Below are 16,366 nucleotides of genomic sequence, written 5' to 3' on the forward strand. Positions count from 1 at the left end.
TGAATAATTGCCTGCGCCGGTCGTTATCGATGCAAGCCCGTTTTCCCCCTGAGAGGCCAAATGCCCCTTCGTCCCCTGTTTTCTCTTCTGCTCGCCCTGCTGGTGCTCGCATTCGGCGCATTGGCTCCCGTTACCGTGTGGAACGGCAACGGCTTTGTTTCGGCTGCCATGGCACAAGATGATGACGATGATGATGACGACGATGATGATGATGATGATGATGATGATGGGGACGACGACGATGATGATGATGATGCTAGAGACGATGATGACGACGATGACGAAATCGTCAGGCGCGTGATCGTCCCCCCTGCTCCTCCGGCGCCGATTTTGCCGCCCTCGCCGCCGCAGCGGCCCGAGCCCGATGCTGAATTGCTGATTACTCTGCCTCGGGATTTTTCGATCGAACAGGTCGAAGCCCTGGGTTTTACGGTACTTTCGACAAGCGAAATCGGGCTAATCGAGCGCAGCGTCGCCCGGCTTGCCCTGCCCGACGATTTGCCGCTCGAAGACGCGCGCGCGCAATTGGCGAGCCTGTTTGCGGAAACGGCACCGGTCGAGAACACGCTTTATTCGCTCCAGTCCCTGCCCTGCTCGCAGGACGGGTGCGCGGCGATGGAGATGGTGGGATGGGACGGGGAATTCGTGTGCGAAGCGAGCCCGCGCATCGGCATCATCGACACGCCGGTCGATATGACCAATGCGGGCCTCAAGGACGGCAGGATCGATACGCTTTCGGCGCTTTCGCCCGACAGGCAGCCGGCGCCTTCGGACCATGGCACCTCGGTTGCGGGGCTGATCGTCGGGCAACCGGGCAGCACCGCACCCGGCCCGCTGCCCCATGCCGAACTGATCGCCGTGGGGGCCTTCCATCGCGGGGAGTTCGGGGCGATTTCAGCCGATGCGCTGGATGTGATCCGCGCAATCGATATGCTGGCCGACCATGACATCGACGTATTGAACATGAGCCTTGCGGGCGAGGAGAATTCGTTGGTCGCCGAAGCGCTTGAAGCATTGATGGCTCAGGGCGTTTCTGTAGTGGCTGCCGTGGGCAATCGCGGGCCAGCCGCCCCACCGCAATTTCCCGCAGCGCTGGAGGGGGTTATCGCGGTGACGGCCATCGATGCCGAACGCGAAATCTATCGGCAGGCCGTACACGGCGATCACGTGGATTTCGCGGCTCCGGGGGTCCAGTTATGGACCACTACGGAAGGCGGCGGGGCGTTCCAGTCCGGCACCTCGTTTGCCGCCCCGCTCGTTGCCGCCGCGGTCGCACTGGCCGCTTCGCCCGAAGAGCTGTCCGGCACCGCCCTCGACCTGGGCGCGGCGGGGAGAGACCCGGTGTTCGGGCACGGCCTGATCCAGTTCCCCGGTTGTGGAGTCTGATGTGAAAAAGCCCTCCCGCTGGCGGGAGGGCTTCGTCGACTTTACCGAGGATCAATCCTCGTCGTCGTCGTCGTCGTCATCATCGTCATCGTCGTCGTCGTCATCGTCGTCGTCGCGATCATCATCATCATCATCATCATCGTCATCATCATCGCGATCATCGCGATCATCGCGATCATCGTCGTCGTCGTGCCGGTCGTCATCGTCGCGGTCGTCCCGGTCATCGTCGTCGTCATCGCGGTCGTCCCAATCGTCGTCGCGGTCGTCGTCGCGATCATCCCAATCGTCATCACGATCATCCCAATCGTCGTCGCCGCGATCGTCCCAATCGTCATCGAAGCCGCCGGTCAGGCTGAAGCCGCGATCGTCGCAGAAATCGCTGGCTCCGCGAACGCTGGAACCGAACAAATTCTGGGCGGTGCTGGTGGTGGGACTGCTGCGCAGGGTTTCGCAGGCGTTGCGGATATCGGAGCCCGATTGGGCCTGTACCGGCAGTGCCAGCAGCGAAACGCCGGCGAGCAGGGCCGAAACAGTTAAAATAGAGCGGGTTTTCATCTCAACCTCCTGAGGGGGTGGTTGGCCAAAAGGCCGTTTACACCCAGCAAACGGATGAGATTTCGATTTATTCCCGCAAATGTTTTCGCTCACATCCGACTGATGACCATGGCATCGAAAATCGCGATCAGATGCAGCGTGGCCCCGATCACAACGAAGCTGTGCCAGAGGACATTCTGGAAATGGAGCCGCTCCCACAGGAAGAAGACGATACCCGCCGAATAGGCGATGCCGCCGGCGACGATGAGCCAGAGCGCTGTTTCGGGCAAGGCGGCGGCGAGCGCGTGGAAGGCCACGATGCCGCTCCAGCCGATGGCAAGATAGAACGGAATGGCGAGGCGGCCGAAATGCTGCGGAACCAGGAGCTTGAGCGCAATGCCGACCAGCGCCGTTGCCCAGACGAAAATCAACAGCCGATCGGCTATCGCAACATCGCCCAGGACGGTCAGAAACGGGGTGTAGGTACCGGCGATGAACAGGAAGATCGCCGCCTGATCGATGCGGGCCAGCCAGGGTTTCAGGGGCCCTGCCGGGCACAGGTTGAACGCCATGGAGGCGCCGAGCAGGACCACGAACGAGACAACATAGACCGAAAGCGCGACGGCCTGATCGGGGGCTGTTTGCGTGATGGCGATGGTCAGCAGGACCGAACCGGCAACGAGTGCCACCACGAGCCCGATGCCATGCACGATGGCGTCGGCGACCAGTTCCCCGAGGGTGAAGGCACGGCGGCGGCGCAGGACATATGCCCTGGCGTTGCGGCTCAGTTTGGTGCCCATGCCGGTTTCTCCTTTGCCGTTCATCCCGCCAAAACTAACGCGCGGTTTGGGCAAAATGGTGAACGCTAATGCACGCGGCTTGCCAGCGGCTCGGTCGGTTGGGCAGCGGAAGAAGACACTCCCGGATCGGGCGGCGGCGCGAAGACCACGCAATTGCTGCCGGCCTGCTTGGCACCGTAAAGGCCGATATCGGCATGGGCGAACCAGTGGATGGCCGAACGCAGGCCGGGCGCCAGCGGGGCGATGCCGAAGCTGGCGGTGACCGAGAGAACGCCGCCGGCATGGCGGAAGCGCAGCCTTGCGATTTCCTCGCGCAGGCGCTCGGCGCACTGGCTGGCTTCATAGGCAAGGGTTTCGGGCAGGAGGATTCCGAATTCCTCGCCGGCGATACGGCCGAAGGTGTCGGTGGAGCGCAGGCTTTCGGCGGCGCGGTTGGCGACCGATTTGAGAACTTCTTCGGCCATTTGCGGACCGAGGGCGATATTGACGTCGCCGAACCTGTCGATATCGAAAAACATCAGCGCGGCTGGCCGCTCGTAGCGGGTGGCCCGCACGAATTCGCGCTCGACCTCGGCCTGGAAACGGTGGCGGGTGAACGCACCGGTGAGACTGTCTGTCTCGCGATATTGCAGGGAGGCGAAATGAGACATCGCCAGCCGCGCGAGATCGAGGGCAATCGACACCTCATCGGCGGTGAACTGGCGCGGGCGGGTATCCATTATGGCGAGCACGCCGATGGTGTAGCCATCGGCGGTTTGGAGGGGCACGCCGAGATAGGCGCGCATGCCGGCATCGCAAAGGACGTTGCCGGCGCCTTCCTGGGCGAGCGTATCGGGGATGGCCAGCGGACCGCCGACGACCAGGGCGGCCAGGGAATCGGCGCGGTCGATCATGTGCGGCACGCCATTGCCCGCGAGCACGATTTCCGTGGTGCGCTCGATAATGGAAATGGAGGCGACCGGCGCGCCGATGGCGGAGCGGGCGACGTTCAGGATATGGTCCAGCGCGCCGGGCGCGGCCGATCCGGGCAGGCCGTATCGGCGCAGCGCGCCGAGCCGCCCTTCTTCATCGCTGAGCGTATCCGCAACCATGGGTGGTCCCCTGCTTGTCTCGCCTGGGGACAAATGTAACCCGGATGGGCCCGATTACGCAGTTTCACCGCGTCCTATGGTTACGCAGTCCTAACGGGGGCCCCGATCAGCGCAGTGCAGACAGCAGCGCGCCCGAGGCGTGACCGTCGGCGAGAAGGCCGGCGGCGCGCTGGAAAGCGATGATGCCTTGCCGCGTCTTGGGGCCGATCACGCCATCGGGCGTGCCGACATTGAAGCCACGGCGGTTGAGAAGGCCCTGCAATTCCTCGCGCTGGCTGCGGGTGAGGCCGACCTCGTTGGCCGGGAATGGCCGTGCGAAGGGGCCGACCCCCAGGACACGATCGGCGAGGTGGCCGACCGCCAGGGCGTAATTGTCGGAATTGTTGTAGCGCTTGATGACATCGAAATTGGACAGCAGAACGAAGACCGGGCCGCTGCCGCCGGCCGGCATGAAGATGCGGCCCATATCGGCCGGGCGCGGGAAGCTGCGGCCGCCGGTGCGGCGCACGCCCATCGCCTCCCATTGGCCGAGCGATTGCCGGCCCACATCCCAGGCGCGGCCATAATCGAAATTGCCGGGAAGCTGGACTTCATAGCCCCAGGTCTCGCCGGGCCGCCAGCCGTGGGATTTGAGGTAGTTGGCGGCCGAAGCGAGTGCGTCGGGCACCGAATTCCAGATGTCGCGCTTGCCGTTGCCGTTGTAGTCGACGGCATAGGCCATGAAGCTCGAGGGCATGAACTGGGTGTGGCCCATGGCGCCGGCCCAGGAGCCGACCATCTGCGGGGCGGCGACGTGGCCGGCCTGGAGAATCTGGAGGGCGGTCAGCAGCTCGTTCTTGAAGAAATCGTAGCGGTAATTGCCGTGGGTGAGGGTCGCGAGCGCATGGATGACGTTGTTGCCGCCCATGTAGGAGCCGTAATTGGTTTCCATGCCCCAGATGGCGAGCACGATTTCGGACTGGACGCCCCAGTTCTGCTGGACGACGCCGAGGGTTTGCGCCCATTCCCCGCGCATGGCGCGGCCCGTGGAGATGCGGGTGGAGCTGACGGCGTCCGATACGTACTGGCCGGTGGTCTTGACCATTTCGGGCTGGCTGCGCGTCAGGTCCATGATGCGGCTCGACGGGGAAAACCCCGCGAAGGCCTGATCGAAGATGGCGCGCGAGATGCCGCGCGATGAGGCTTCGGACCACATGGAGGCGACAAAATTCTGCACGCTGGACTGGGCCAGGGCCGCTTGCGGCAGCATGGCGCCTGCACCGGCGGCCAGCGAGAGCGCGAGCAGATTGCGTCGCGACAGCTTGGGCATGTTGGATGAAAGGGCTTTGCTACTCATGGACGGACCTTCTCCGCTTCCAATCGCCGGCCCACCCTGCCACAACTTTATGGCAAGACGCTGTCCTCGCCCCCCGGGGGACAGCCTGATGGTCCGTGGCGTTACTCAACTCGATGGGACAAGAATGGGGCAAGGACTTTAAGAGCGCGTTAAGCACGTTGGCCTTGAGCGCCCGATTGCTTAAACTGGCGTTCACTCTCTCGTGAGCCGCAGATGTTCCTCACCCGATCCGATCTGGTTTCCGACCTCGAAAATCTCGGTGTTTTGCCGGGCGATATCGTCATGGTTCATGCGGCGGTTGGTTCTGTCGGCGAGATGATCAATGGGCCGGACACGCTGATCGATGCGCTTCGCGAGGCGGTTGGCGAGGGTGGGACGATCATGGCCTATACCGATTGGGACGCGCGGTATGAGGCGCTGCTCGACGAGGGCGGGCGCGTGCCGGGGCCGTGGCGGGATAGGATTGCCGGGTTCGACGCGGAGCGGTCGCGGGCGGTGCGGGACAATGGGATATTTCCCGAATTCCTGCGCACGGTGTCGGGTGCGCGGCGCAGCGACAATCCGGGGGCGTCGATGGCGGCGTTGGGCGCGAGGGCCGAATGGCTGACGCAGGATCATCCGCTCGACTATGGCTATGGGCCGGGCTCGCCGCTGGCAAAGCTCGTGGAGGCGGGGGGCAAGGTGCTTATGGTGGGGGCGCCGCTCGATACGATGACGCTCATCCATCACGCCGAGCATCTGGCCGCCCTGCCCGACAAGCGCATCAAGCGCGTCGAGGTGCCGTTTGCGCGCGAGGGAGGCGTTGCGTGGCGGATGAGCGAGGAGTTCGATACGGCGGATGCGGTATGCCCGCAGCTCGATAGTGTCGATTATTTCACCGCGATCGTCTCGGCCTATCTGGAAGGCGGCCGGGGACGGCAAGGGGCGGTTGGCGAGGCGCGATCGGTTCTGGTCGATGCCAGGGGCATGCTCGAGCACGCGGTGAGCTGGCTCGAGCATGCGGTTAGATAGGTCAGAGCGTTTTGGCGAGCGCTTCGAGCTGGTCGGCGCAGATGCCCCAGCCTTCGTGGAAGCCCATCTTTTCGTGCTCCTGCTTGGCTTCGACCGTCCAGTGCTTGGCGCGGGCGATGTAGCGGGTCTTGCCGCCCTCGTCGGCGAAGGTCAGCTCGCAGGTGAAGAACGCCTTGTCGGTTGGCTGCCAGCCGGCGGAGAACGCGTCGGTGAAGACGAGTTTTTCGTTGGGCACGACTTCGAGATAGACGCCGGGATTGGGATATTCATTGCCCTCGGGATCGGCCATCACCACGCTGCACGACCCGCCGGGGCGGACATCGACGTCGGCGCGGGGCGTGGTCCAGGGCTTGGGCGCGAACCATTGGGTGATGAGCTGGGGCTCGGTCCAGCAGCGATAGACTTTTTCGCGCGGGGCGTCGATCAGGCGATCGAGGACGAGTTCTTTTTCATTGGCGGGTTGGGCGGTCATGTTGGTCTCCATTGCTTGATGGCCATAGGACGCCGGGCGGGTCGTGGCGCCGACATTTTGCCAAACATTTTTTCCCGACGATTGACAGATCGAAGGGCATTATATAACTTAACGGATATCAAACTTATTGGTTATGTTATGACTGACGCCGAACGCCTCGATGCAACTTTTGTGGCGCTGGCCGACCCCACGCGGCGGGCCATGCTGGCCCGGCTGCTGGAGGGCGAAGCCACCGTAACGGAACTGGCCGAACCTTTCGAGATGAGCCAGCCGGCGATTTCCAAGCACATCAAGATGCTCGAACGCGCCGGGCTGGTGTCGCGCAGCCGCGATGCGCAGCGCCGCCCGGTCAAGATCGAAGGGTTGGCGCTCAAGGAGGCCACCGATTGGCTGGAGAAATATCGCAAGGTCTGGGAGGCCAATTTTTCCCGCCTTGACGATTTGCTCGTCGAACTCAAGGGAAAGCGCGAAAAGGAGCGTAACTGATGGGCCTGTCGACCACATTCACCGTTTCCACCCCCACCGATCTCGAAATCGCCGTCGAGCGCATGTTCGACGCGCCCTCAGATCTGGTCTTTGATTGCTACACCAAGCCCGAACTCGTCCGCCGATGGCTGACGGGACCGGGGGAATGGACGCTCCCGACATGCGAGATCGATCTGCGCCCGGGCGGGACATACCGCTATGTCTGGGCGGGGCCGGAAGGAGAAAGCATGGGCATGACCGGCACCTTCCACGAGATCGAGCCAACCTCCCGGCTGTCTTCGACAGAAGTGTTCGACGATGATTTCGGGATGGGAAAGATGCTGGTCACGTCGCTGTTCCAACCCCAGGGAGACAGGACGCGGCTCAGCCAGACCATTCTTTTCGAAAGCAAGGGGCAGCGGGACGCGGCGGTCGCGACCGGAATGTCGGATGGAATGGGGATGAGCTTTGAGTCGCTCGATGCGCTGCTGGCCGAGGTGAGGCCATCGTGAGCGCGGCGACGGCGGAAGCGTTCAAGGCGGTTCTGGCGACGCTCCAGTCGGATGCGGAAAAGGAAAAGTACAAGCGCTATTTCAAAACCGGTGAAGGCGATTACGCCCACGGCGACATCTTCATGGGCGTGCGCATGGGGAAGGTCTTCGATACCGCCAAGCAGTTTATCGACATGGAGCCTTCCGAGATCGAAATCCTGCTCGAAAGCGATATCCACGAACACCGGGCCGGCGCCGTCTCGATCATGGCCAAGCAGTATCGGGCCAAAAAGACGACCGAGGAGCGGCGGGAGGCGCTTTACGCGCTTTACCTGAGCCGCCACGACCGGATCAACAATTGGGACCTCGTCGACCTGGGGGCCTGGAACGTGGTGGGCGAACATCTGGTGGAGCGCCCACGCGACATTCTCTATCAATTGGCGCGCTCGGAGGTGATCTGGGAGCGGCGCACGGCGATGCTGGCGACTTTCGCCTTTATCCGGCGCAAACAGTTCGATGACGCCCTGGCCATCGCGGAAATCCTGCTCCACGATCCCCAAGACCTGATCCACAAGGCTTGCGGGTGGATGCTGCGGGCCATCGGGGCGGATACGCCGCAGCTTCTGGCGTTTCTCGACCGCTACGCCGCCGAGATGCCGCGCACCATGTTACGCGCGACGCTGGAAAATTTCGATCCGGACAGCCGGGCGAAATACATGACCGCCAAGAACCGTTAGGATTTTTTCTATTTTGTCGCGCTTCCGAACCGCAAAAGTGGAAACCACTGTTGCTGGAAACGCTCCGGTTACCACCCGAACACGAAGCCCAGGCCGGACTGGCCACCGTTCTGGCTGACATGGGCATTGGTGCCTTTGCCGAACTGGAAAAGCCCGTAGCTGTTGCCGCCGCCCTGCTGGTCGAGCGTGCCGTTGTGGCTGTTGCCTTCCTGATGGACGATGCCGAGATTGTTGCCGCCGCCCTGCGCGATGCCGGCGATGTTGCCGATGCCGTTCTGCCGAATCGAGCCGCTTTCGATTTCGTTGACCAGCGCATAAAGGCCCAGCCCTGCCTGGAGCATGCGATGCTGATCGGAATTGGAGGGAGCCAGATTGATCGAGAGCTGGCCGGCCTGGGCGGGCGCGACAGCCGAAGCGAGCGCGATTGCGAGGGCAATGCCTGCGAAAGTGGTTTTATGTGCCATGATCGAACTCCGTGTGTTTGGGTCGACGCCTGTGCGCCTGTGATGGAGAGATTGGCGCACTGGCCCTGAACCGACTTGGAAGGGGGCATTTATCTGGCGTTAAGATTGGCGACCCTGGGGAAACGCAAGCGTGAGGGAACCGCGAATGGCGGTCGCTTGTTTTCCGTGCTGAGGGAAAGCGCCGCGCACCCGGACGCAGTATTTTTCAATTGCTCATTGGCCCTTTGGGGCAAAAAGGATTTGCCATGGACGAGACAGAGACCGAAACCGCAGCCTCCAGAAACAATCCGCTGATTTTGGCACTGGGCGGATTGGCCGTCGTGGGCTGGCTGGCCTTTCTGATTCTCTGGTTGAGCTCGTCCGCCAGCACCGGGGGGCTTCGCAACGAGATCAATACGCTCACCTCGGAACGCGATCAGCTTGTAAGCGATCTGGACGCCATGGAAGAATCCGGTACGACGCTGGACGAATTGCGGGCGGAAGTCGAAACGCTGACCCAGGAACGCGACGCGCTGAGCACCGAGCGGGACGCCATAGTCGCCGAAAGCGACGAGGCGCAGGCAGCGCTGGAAACCGCCACCCAGGCGCTTGCCGAGCGGGAGGGCCGGATCGATCAATTGCAGGGCAATCTGACCGAGGCCGAACAATCTTTTTCCGACGTTCAGGACCGGATTGCCCAGAGCACGGCGGAACTGGCCGATGTGGGCAGCAGGCTTGAAACTGCACGGTCCGAAGAAGCGCAATTGCGCCAGACCGCGGCGCAACTGACCCAGGAAGCGGCCGACGCGACCAGTTCAGCCGCCGAAATCGAGGCACACGTCCAAACGGCGCGTGAAGCGCAGGCGGCGGCCCAGAGCCAATTGGCCGAGCTTCGGGCCAGCCAGGCGGAATTTCAGGAACAGCGCGAGAGCCTCGAAACGGTGATTGCCGAGTTGGAAACCCAAAGGACGACGCTGCAATCGCAGATCGAGAATGCCCAGACCCAGCGGGACGAATTGCAGGCCCAGACGACTTCGCTTGCCGATACGCTGTCGCAACAGGGCGAAGAGGTTGCGGCGCTGGAGGCCGAAATCGCGGAGCTGCAGAGCCAGGGGGATGTGGCGGCGCAGGCGTCGATCGATGGATTGGCGCCGGGGCGCTATATCGCACAGGCCGAGAGCGGGCGCGTCTTGACATTTCTTTTTGGGGAGGATGAGTCCTTTGCCGCGTGGCCCAGCCTCGTGCTCGATGCATCTTCGGCCGAGCCGGCGATGAGCGGGACATATTCGGTGGGGGACAATTCGCTGGCCATCGAGAGCATCGACGGGGAAAGCGGCGTGGAGACCCCGATCGAATGTAATTTTGCGTCCGGCGCTGGCGGGCTCACGCTGGAGGGCGATTGCGTGCTTTCGGGACTGACGCTGCGGCAATTGCGATAGGGGTCAATCGACATTCAGTCGAATGACACCAATCGCCTCGCTGGCTGTGGATAGGCTGCTGCTGGACCCCGGGAATAAATCCCGGGGTGACAGGGGGTGGGTGTGGGCATGGCGGGCGCCGTTTTGGTTCAGGCTCGCTTTCCGTTCGGTTCCAGACAATCGAAGGTCTGGTTTCCCACCTCCACGGTGAAGTCGATGTCATAGCTGGGGGCATTGCCCACTGTGACGCGGCCCAGCGAGATCGGGCCGGCGGCCGGGGCTGAAAAGCCACCGCCCTGATTGATGTTGGTGTTTCCCGCGCCGCCGACGGTCTTCACCGAAAAGCGATAGGTGCCGTTCTCGGGGCCCTGCGCGTTGTAGATCGCTTCGAGGGTGGTGCCGCCGCCCGCCGTGGTGGCGACCACTTCGCATACGACGGGGATCGTGGTGCCGGCATCGTTGGAACCGGCGTAGCTGGCCGTGCCGACCACCGTCATGGCGGCAAGGGCGAGGGCCGAGAACGTAAGGGTCTTGTTACCAATGATGGTGCCAATCATGGCCACCTCCTTTTTCCCGCCGGCCGGGCCGGAGCCCGAGCCGGCTGAAAGATGGTTGGGATATATATCAGCAGACCTGAACGAAGGCCGCAACGTTGCCCGAGCCGTACTGATCGACATTGGCCGAGCAGCCATTGCCGACCTGGACACCGGCGGCGACGTTGCCATTGCCGTCCTGGGTCAGGATCGAGGTGTGGTTGGAGCCGAATTGGCCGACGCCCGCCTGATTGTGGTTGCCGTACTGCCAGGTCTGCGCATCGTTTCTGTGGCCGTCCTGACCGGACGCGGCGACGTTGCCGTTTCCGTACTGGTTGTTGGAGGTCGAGTTGCGCCAGCCGTTCTGGTGGATGCCGATCTTGTTGCCCCAGCCGGACTGATGACCGCCCGCCGAGTGCTGCCAGCCCCACTGATTGATGAAGATGTCGTTGGCCATTGCGGGGGCGGCGACCGAGCCGAGGCTGGCGACCGAGAGCGTGGCTGCGATAACGAATTTCCTGATCATGTTCCGTCTCCTGGTTGACTGGCGGGTGTTGCTGCCGCCGGATGTCTCTTGCAGGATCAGGTTTAGAGCCGGCCGTTGGAACCGGCCCTGAAGCGGCTGTTCAGAAAGCGTTCATGGCCGAAAAAATGTCGGCGCCGATTATTCCTCGGGTTCCCAATCGACCCAATCGATGATGTGGCTTTCCCAATCGCTGGTGTCGGCCTCGTTTTCGGCAACCGTCCGGCCACGGATGGAAATGCCAGCGGCGTGGACGGTGTTGGGGTCGCCGGAAACGAGCGGATGCCACCAGGCGAGCCCCCTGCCCTCGGCGATCCGGCGATAGGCGCAGCTTTTGGGAATCCAAGCGATCTCGCGCACCTTTTCCGGCGTGAGCTTGATGCAATCTGGCACCTTGGCCTGCCGATTGGGATAATCCGAGCACGCGCAGGTTTCGCCATCGAGCAGCTTGCAGCGCACGTTGGCGGCGTAGATTTCGCCGGTGTCCTCGTCCTCGAGCTTGAGGAGGCAGCAGCGGCCGCAACCGTCGCAGAGTGCTTCCCACTCTTCGGTCGTCATCGCTTCGAGGGGTTTTTCATCCCAGAAGGCCATGGGGAAACCCACTCCAAAATCTTAACCCAATCGGAAGGTCTTACACAAAATTGTGGTGACCCGCCGTTTCAGTTAGCAATACAATATGCGCGGTTCGAGATCGAGCGCGCCCGATCGCCGCGTTCATACCATCAAAACCGAAGGCCCCACGGTGCAGGATCCGTTTTACACAAAACAGAAGCGCTCCAAGGGCAAGAACCGTCTGCTCCAGGCCGACGCATGGCTGGATTCGTTCCTTTACGACGGCATGCGGTCGACGAGCCGGGTCTATACCAAGATCCAGGACTTCTTTTCGCTGTTTTCCGTGCGCGGTATCAGCCGTTTCCTTGTCGAAATTGCGTCCGATGCCCTCAGCTTCGGGGCGATGGGATCGGTGCTGATGGTCGCGCTGGCGCTGTCAGCCATGGATGCGACGGCGTCGGGGGAGTTCAACAGGGCCGAGGATTACTCGGTGATCTTTCTCGATCGCTACGGCAATGAGATCGGGCGTCGCGGCATCCGGGCCGACGATTCCGTGGCGCTGGCCGAAATCCCCGACTTCATGATCCGGGCGACGCTGGCGACCGAGGACCGGCGCTTCTACGAGCATCTGGGCATCGACGTGTGGGGAACGGTGCGTGCACTGCTCTCCAATGCCGAGGGCGATTCGAGCCTGCAGGGCGGCTCATCGATCACCCAGCAACTGGCCAAAAACCTCTTCCTTTCCAACGAGCGGACGCTGGAGCGCAAGATCAAGGAGCTGTTCCTCTCGTTCTGGCTGGAGGCCAATTACAGCAAGGACGAAATCCTAAAGCTCTATCTGGACCGGGCCTATATGGGCGGCGGCAATTTCGGGGTGGTGGCGGCGGCCGAATATTATTTCGGCAAGCAGATTCAGGATATCGACCTGGCCGAGGCCGCGATGTTGGCCGGGCTGTATAAAGCTCCCACGCGGTTTGCGCCGCATGTGGACATCGCCGCGGCGCGCGGGCGGGCCAATGTGGTGCTCACCAACATGGTCAATGCGGGCTATCTGACCGAGGGCCAGGTGACCGCAGCGCGGCGGCGGCCGGCCGAGCCCGTGGACCGGTCCGACGAGATCAATTCGCCCAATTATTTTCTCGATTGGGCATTTCTGGAAACCAAGCGGATCGTCGCTGATAGCCCGGAAATTGGGTTCGTGGTGCGCACGACCATCGATCCGGAGCTGCAGACCCATGCCGAGGACGCGATCATTTCGGTGCTGCGCGAACAGGGCGCTGCCTACGAAGTGAGCCAGGGCGCCATGGTGGTGATGGAGCACAATGGCGCCGTGCGGGCCATGGTGGGCGGCACCGATTACGGCCAGAGCCAATTCAACCGCGCCACCGCGCCCAACCGTCAGCCGGGGTCGGCCTTCAAGCCCTTCGTCTATGCGACGGCGTTCGAGATGCTGGGGATCACCCCGCGTTCCTCGATTTCGGACGCGCCGGTCTGTATCGGCAATTGGTGTCCGCAGAATTATGGCCGCTCCTATCGGGGGGCCACCACGATCCGGGCGGCGGTTGCGTCCTCGATCAACACGGTGCCGGTGCGGCTTTCGATCGAGACGGGGCGCGAGCCGATTGCGGATATGGCGCATCGATTGGGGATCAGGAACGATTTTCCGGTGACCCGTTCGCTGGCGCTGGGTGTGGCGTCGGTAAGCGCGCTGGACATGGCATCGGCCTTTGCGGTGTTCGCCAATGGCGGCTACAAGGCTACCGGCTTCGGGATCACGCGCATCACAACGCTGCGCGGGGAAGTCGTCTATGAGGCTCATCCGGACCAAAATCGCGAGCGGCTTCTGGACGAGCAGATCGTACTGGCGATGAACGACGTGCTCCATGCCGTCAATTATGGCGGCACGGGCGGCCGGGCTGTTGTCGAAGGTGTTCCCAGCGCGGGCAAGACCGGCACGACCAGTTCCTACCGCGATGCGTGGTATGTCGGCTATACCGGCAATTACGTCGCATCGGTCTGGTATGGGAACGACAATTATTCGGCCATGAACAATCTGACCGGCGGGGTGCTGCCGGCCATGAGCTGGCAGAAAATCATGGCCTATGCCCACTCCAATATCGAGGTGAAGCCCCTGTTCGGCGTCGATATGGAGCCGCGTCCGCTGATTATCGCGGATGCCGAGGGGGGCGAAGGGGAAGAAGCGGCAATCGAACGCGCGCCGACGCTGGCGCCGGCCGCCGCTATCAAGCTGCTTGATCTGTCCGAGCAAATGCGTCAGGCACTGGGCAATGGCGCGGGCGGCGGACTCGAGCAGGCCGCCCTGCCCTCCCTGCGCAATGGATCATTCCCCAGTTTCGCGGAAACAGGAGAATGAATCCAAGTCCCTGTTTGATCGCGTTTCCGAACCGCAAAAGTGGATTCCACTTTTGCTGGAAACACTCTAGCGAAAGTCTCTGACGCCTTGGGGTTGCTGTTTCGACTGCTGGTGGGCCTCGCGGTCGCGATCTCGGTGGGGTTCGGCGCGAGCTATTATGCGCTGACCGACGGGCGATTGTTCGCGGCGGTGCGGGTTGGCCCCTGGGCGGCATGGCCGCAGGTGGGACAACCGCTGCCCGATCCCTATACGCGCGCCTATCTCGCCCGGTCGGGCACGCTCCAGCTCGGCTATGCCGAGGGTATTCTGTTCACCGCCTCCACCGACGCTTCCGGCGAACCGCTCAATGCCAATTGCCAATACCGCGTGACCGGCATGGTGCCGGGGGCGAGCTTCTGGACGCTGGTTGCGACCGACCCGCAAGGCACCAATATCGCAGCATCGTCCAGCCTCTCCGCGCTGCACAGCGAGCGGGTGGCGCGCAGCGGGGATGGGGCGCTGGTGGCCAATATCGGCCCGGTGCTGGCGCCCGAAAACTGGCTGGAGATCGAGCCGGGCGGGCCTTTCCAACTGCAATTGAGGCTTTATGACGCCGTGGTATTTTCCGGCGGCAACACGACAATCGAGGCCATGCCGTCCATCGAGCGGGTGGAATGCATATGAGCCGCCTGCTGTTCTGGATTTTCGGGGGACTGGTGCTTGGGGGGCTTATCCACCTCGTCGTCATCCTCACCCTGCCCGGCGCCGCCACGCGCGACATCTGGCATCGGTTCGAAGCCGTGGCACCACTCGAAACGCTCGTCGTTTTCGACGACATCGCACCGGGCGAGGCCAATCCGCTGGGACTCGACCCCGAACTGCTTTACGCGGCGTGCCGGCTGGAGCTGGGGGACGGCCCGGGCATCGTCAATGGGCAACTGCCCCTGGCGTTCTGGTCGGTGTCGGTGTTCAACCGGCAAGGGCATGTGATCTATTCGACGACCAACCGGTCAGGATCGGGTGCCTTGCTGGATATGGGGCTGTTCAACCCCGCGCAGACGCGGCTGCTGGCCGAACAGCGGTTCGAGATCGATGAAGGCTTGCTGATCGTGGAAGCGGGTGGGAATGACGCGACTGTGGTGGTGCGGCTGGCCCCGCCGCACCCGGCGATGCGCGAGCGCTATCGTGAGGCGCTGGCCAACCTTAGCTGCGACACGATCCAATAGTTCGATTATTTGCGGATGGATGGTTCGGGCGTGAACGGCGTTGTCTGATAGCGCGACGGGACACCTGTGTCCTTATAGACCATCCCTCCCCCGCCGGTGAGGCAGAAATCGCCGGCGCGGGCGCGCTCCACATAGGGCTCCATCAGGGCGAGCTGGGCATCGACCGCGCGGGCTTCCTCATGGGGCGTTTCGACAAGGAGGCGTTCGAGAGCTGTCGAATATGACGCGAAACGGTAGGTGAGCGCGCGGGTGAACCAGCCGATCTTTTGCTGGTTTTCCCATTTCCGGGCCGCGACCTCGGCCGGGGCATCGGCGGCGGCGAGCGAGACGCTGCTGACGGCGATGGCCCGCTGGCGATCGACCTCGATCACCCGGCAGATGGCGGCAAATGTCGAAGGGATGGTTGCGATATCGATCTCGATATCATTGGCCACCTTGCGATAGCGCACGCGGGACGACTGGAATTGTTCGCCGCGCAAATAGGCGTAGTAGCGATCGACCACGAAATTCGTGTCGAGATTGGACGCGAGCCGGGTGCGCTGGAGCTCGACGGCGGTGTCGTAGAACCAGTCATTGGCGTGGGGAGCGACGAGGAAGCGCCAGACGCGATCATGCATCTCGCGTTCTTCGTCGGTGAGGTTGAAATCCGAGACGGGTTCGCCATGGGCGGCGGCACGGCTTGCCCCGAGGGCGGGGAGAATTTCATCGTGCAGCACGCCGGGCTGGGCGCGCCCGAAATCGCCCGTGGGACGCGCGGTGCAGCCGGCAAGCAAAGCAAGCGCCGTGGCGGCAGCAAGGCCGCGAATCAAACGATGTTTCAACACCCTCAGCCCTTGCGTGTGCGCTTTAACCCGCTTGTCGGCTTGGGAGTGTTGGCGACGGCGCCGCGTTCATAACGGACGCCGGTGAACAGAATGACCTCCGCTGGTCCGCAAACCGGCGGCGCCGGGCGCGAACGCGGGACCTTGGGGCTGAATTGCAGCAGCATACCCATC

At 62.9% G+C, this 16,366-nt stretch carries 19 protein-coding genes; 9 read left to right on the plus strand and 10 right to left on the minus strand.

Annotated elements, in window-relative coordinates; genetic code table 11:
- Positions 1-60 precede the first annotated feature (60 nt).
- Entirely contained in the window at positions 61-1,386 is a 1,326-nt protein-coding gene (locus V4T21_RS12240) for a S8 family serine peptidase (protein WP_332717092.1), read from the plus strand.
- Between the two features lie 51 nt (positions 1,387-1,437).
- On the opposite strand, the gene V4T21_RS12245 is transcribed toward V4T21_RS12240, so the two are convergent.
- From V4T21_RS12245 to V4T21_RS12260, 4 genes are all read right to left on the minus strand, one after another.
- Positions 1,438-1,941 carry a hypothetical protein gene (locus V4T21_RS12245; RefSeq protein WP_332717094.1) on the minus strand — a complete coding sequence of 168 codons (504 nt, stop codon included), beginning with the start codon at positions 1,939-1,941 and terminating at the stop codon, positions 1,438-1,440.
- Positions 1,942-2,030: 89 nt separating this feature from the next.
- A complete protein-coding gene (gene trhA / locus V4T21_RS12250; RefSeq protein WP_332717097.1) occupies positions 2,031-2,720 on the minus strand; it encodes a PAQR family membrane homeostasis protein TrhA in 690 nt (229 codons plus the stop codon).
- Between the two features lie 65 nt (positions 2,721-2,785).
- A complete protein-coding gene (locus V4T21_RS12255; protein ID WP_332717099.1) occupies positions 2,786-3,811 on the minus strand; it encodes a GGDEF domain-containing protein in 1,026 nt (341 codons plus the stop codon).
- Between the two features lie 106 nt (positions 3,812-3,917).
- The gene (locus V4T21_RS12260; protein WP_332717102.1) at positions 3,918-5,147 is read right to left on the minus strand and encodes a lytic murein transglycosylase; all 1,230 of its coding nucleotides are present in this window, start codon (positions 5,145-5,147) and stop codon (positions 3,918-3,920) included.
- A 213-nt stretch (positions 5,148-5,360) separates the two neighbouring features.
- On the opposite strand from V4T21_RS12260, the gene aac(3) reads away from it, so the two are divergent.
- Positions 5,361-6,158: an aminoglycoside 3-N-acetyltransferase gene (aac(3), locus tag V4T21_RS12265; protein ID WP_332717104.1), complete on the plus strand. Its 798-nt coding sequence runs from the start codon at positions 5,361-5,363 to the stop codon at positions 6,156-6,158.
- Position 6,159: 1 nt separating this feature from the next.
- Here aac(3) and V4T21_RS12270 read toward each other — a convergent pair whose 3' ends face one another.
- Positions 6,160-6,630: an SRPBCC family protein gene (locus tag V4T21_RS12270; RefSeq protein WP_332717106.1), complete on the minus strand. Its 471-nt coding sequence runs from the start codon at positions 6,628-6,630 to the stop codon at positions 6,160-6,162.
- A 138-nt stretch (positions 6,631-6,768) separates the two neighbouring features.
- Here V4T21_RS12270 and V4T21_RS12275 point away from each other — a divergent pair, with 138 nt between their 5' ends.
- Genes V4T21_RS12275 through V4T21_RS12285 form a run of 3 tightly spaced genes read left to right on the plus strand, consistent with a single transcriptional unit; the run spans position 6,769 to position 8,323 of the window.
- The gene (locus V4T21_RS12275) at positions 6,769-7,116 is read left to right on the plus strand and encodes an ArsR/SmtB family transcription factor (protein ID WP_332717108.1); all 348 of its coding nucleotides are present in this window, start codon (positions 6,769-6,771) and stop codon (positions 7,114-7,116) included.
- Positions 7,116-7,607 (plus strand): SRPBCC family protein, encoded by a 492-nt coding sequence (locus V4T21_RS12280; RefSeq protein ID WP_332717111.1) that lies wholly within the window; start codon positions 7,116-7,118, stop codon positions 7,605-7,607. Before V4T21_RS12275 ends, V4T21_RS12280 begins: the two co-directional genes overlap by 1 nt.
- Positions 7,604-8,323 (plus strand): DNA alkylation repair protein, encoded by a 720-nt coding sequence (locus V4T21_RS12285; protein WP_332717113.1) that lies wholly within the window; start codon positions 7,604-7,606, stop codon positions 8,321-8,323. Before V4T21_RS12280 ends, V4T21_RS12285 begins: the two co-directional genes overlap by 4 nt.
- Positions 8,324-8,391: 68 nt before the next feature.
- Here the strand turns inward: V4T21_RS12285 and V4T21_RS12290 are convergent, their stop codons facing one another.
- Positions 8,392-8,787, minus strand: coding sequence for a curlin (locus V4T21_RS12290; protein ID WP_332717115.1), 396 nt, complete (start codon positions 8,785-8,787; stop codon positions 8,392-8,394).
- A 245-nt stretch (positions 8,788-9,032) separates the two neighbouring features.
- Between V4T21_RS12290 and V4T21_RS12295 the strand changes: the two genes are divergently transcribed.
- A complete protein-coding gene (locus tag V4T21_RS12295) occupies positions 9,033-10,205 on the plus strand; it encodes a coiled-coil domain-containing protein (protein WP_332717117.1) in 1,173 nt (390 codons plus the stop codon).
- A 128-nt stretch (positions 10,206-10,333) separates the two neighbouring features.
- Here V4T21_RS12295 and csgH read toward each other — a convergent pair whose 3' ends face one another.
- The 3 genes from csgH to V4T21_RS12310 all read right to left on the minus strand — a co-directional run bounded on the left by csgH (position 10,334) and on the right by V4T21_RS12310 (position 11,831).
- Positions 10,334-10,741 (minus strand): curli-like amyloid fiber formation chaperone CsgH, encoded by a 408-nt coding sequence (gene csgH, locus V4T21_RS12300; protein WP_332717120.1) that lies wholly within the window; start codon positions 10,739-10,741, stop codon positions 10,334-10,336.
- Positions 10,742-10,808: 67 nt separating this feature from the next.
- A complete protein-coding gene (locus tag V4T21_RS12305) occupies positions 10,809-11,243 on the minus strand; it encodes a curlin (protein ID WP_332717123.1) in 435 nt (144 codons plus the stop codon).
- Positions 11,244-11,381: 138 nt separating this feature from the next.
- On the minus strand, positions 11,382-11,831 hold the full coding sequence (locus tag V4T21_RS12310; protein ID WP_332717125.1) for a YcgN family cysteine cluster protein: 450 nt from the start codon (positions 11,829-11,831) through the stop codon (positions 11,382-11,384).
- Between the two features lie 85 nt (positions 11,832-11,916).
- Here V4T21_RS12310 and V4T21_RS12315 point away from each other — a divergent pair, with 85 nt between their 5' ends.
- From V4T21_RS12315 to V4T21_RS12325, 3 genes are all read left to right on the plus strand, one after another.
- Positions 11,917-14,166 (plus strand): transglycosylase domain-containing protein, encoded by a 2,250-nt coding sequence (locus V4T21_RS12315; protein ID WP_332717127.1) that lies wholly within the window; start codon positions 11,917-11,919, stop codon positions 14,164-14,166.
- An 87-nt stretch (positions 14,167-14,253) separates the two neighbouring features.
- Entirely contained in the window at positions 14,254-14,829 is a 576-nt protein-coding gene (locus V4T21_RS12320; RefSeq protein WP_332717130.1) for a DUF1214 domain-containing protein, read from the plus strand.
- On the plus strand, positions 14,826-15,371 hold the full coding sequence (locus V4T21_RS12325) for a DUF1254 domain-containing protein (protein ID WP_332717132.1): 546 nt from the start codon (positions 14,826-14,828) through the stop codon (positions 15,369-15,371). The genes V4T21_RS12320 and V4T21_RS12325 overlap by 4 nt, the downstream gene beginning before the upstream one ends.
- 5 nt (positions 15,372-15,376) lie before the next feature.
- Here the strand turns inward: V4T21_RS12325 and V4T21_RS12330 are convergent, their stop codons facing one another.
- Positions 15,377-16,192 (minus strand): hypothetical protein, encoded by an 816-nt coding sequence (locus V4T21_RS12330; RefSeq protein ID WP_332717134.1) that lies wholly within the window; start codon positions 16,190-16,192, stop codon positions 15,377-15,379.
- Positions 16,193-16,366 lie beyond the last annotated feature (174 nt).

The sequence above is a fragment of the Pelagibacterium mangrovi genome (genome assembly GCF_036662815.1).
GTDB classification, from domain to species: domain Bacteria; phylum Pseudomonadota; class Alphaproteobacteria; order Rhizobiales; family Devosiaceae; genus Pelagibacterium; species Pelagibacterium mangrovi.

What these genes read in the sequence shown, in the direction of transcription:
- V4T21_RS12240 (WP_332717092.1), top strand. Translation starts at nt 61, where the DNA reads ATGCCCCTTCGTCCCCTGTTTTCTCTTCTGCTCGCCCTGCTGGTGCTC.
- V4T21_RS12245 (WP_332717094.1), bottom strand. Translation starts at nt 1,941, where the DNA reads ATGAAAACCCGCTCTATTTTAACTGTTTCGGCCCTGCTCGCCGGCGTT.
- trhA (WP_332717097.1), bottom strand. Translation starts at nt 2,720, where the DNA reads ATGGGCACCAAACTGAGCCGCAACGCCAGGGCATATGTCCTGCGCCGC.
- V4T21_RS12255 (WP_332717099.1), bottom strand. Translation starts at nt 3,811, where the DNA reads ATGGTTGCGGATACGCTCAGCGATGAAGAAGGGCGGCTCGGCGCGCTG.
- V4T21_RS12260 (WP_332717102.1), bottom strand. Translation starts at nt 5,147, where the DNA reads ATGAGTAGCAAAGCCCTTTCATCCAACATGCCCAAGCTGTCGCGACGC.
- V4T21_RS12270 (WP_332717106.1), bottom strand. Translation starts at nt 6,630, where the DNA reads ATGACCGCCCAACCCGCCAATGAAAAAGAACTCGTCCTCGATCGCCTG.
- V4T21_RS12275 (WP_332717108.1), top strand. Translation starts at nt 6,769, where the DNA reads ATGACTGACGCCGAACGCCTCGATGCAACTTTTGTGGCGCTGGCCGAC.
- V4T21_RS12280 (WP_332717111.1), top strand. Translation starts at nt 7,116, where the DNA reads ATGGGCCTGTCGACCACATTCACCGTTTCCACCCCCACCGATCTCGAA.
- V4T21_RS12290 (WP_332717115.1), bottom strand. Translation starts at nt 8,787, where the DNA reads ATGGCACATAAAACCACTTTCGCAGGCATTGCCCTCGCAATCGCGCTC.
- V4T21_RS12295 (WP_332717117.1), top strand. Translation starts at nt 9,033, where the DNA reads ATGGACGAGACAGAGACCGAAACCGCAGCCTCCAGAAACAATCCGCTG.
- csgH (WP_332717120.1), bottom strand. Translation starts at nt 10,741, where the DNA reads ATGATTGGCACCATCATTGGTAACAAGACCCTTACGTTCTCGGCCCTC.
- V4T21_RS12305 (WP_332717123.1), bottom strand. Translation starts at nt 11,243, where the DNA reads ATGATCAGGAAATTCGTTATCGCAGCCACGCTCTCGGTCGCCAGCCTC.
- V4T21_RS12310 (WP_332717125.1), bottom strand. Translation starts at nt 11,831, where the DNA reads ATGGCCTTCTGGGATGAAAAACCCCTCGAAGCGATGACGACCGAAGAG.
- V4T21_RS12315 (WP_332717127.1), top strand. Translation starts at nt 11,917, where the DNA reads ATGCGCGGTTCGAGATCGAGCGCGCCCGATCGCCGCGTTCATACCATC.
- V4T21_RS12325 (WP_332717132.1), top strand. Translation starts at nt 14,826, where the DNA reads ATGAGCCGCCTGCTGTTCTGGATTTTCGGGGGACTGGTGCTTGGGGGG.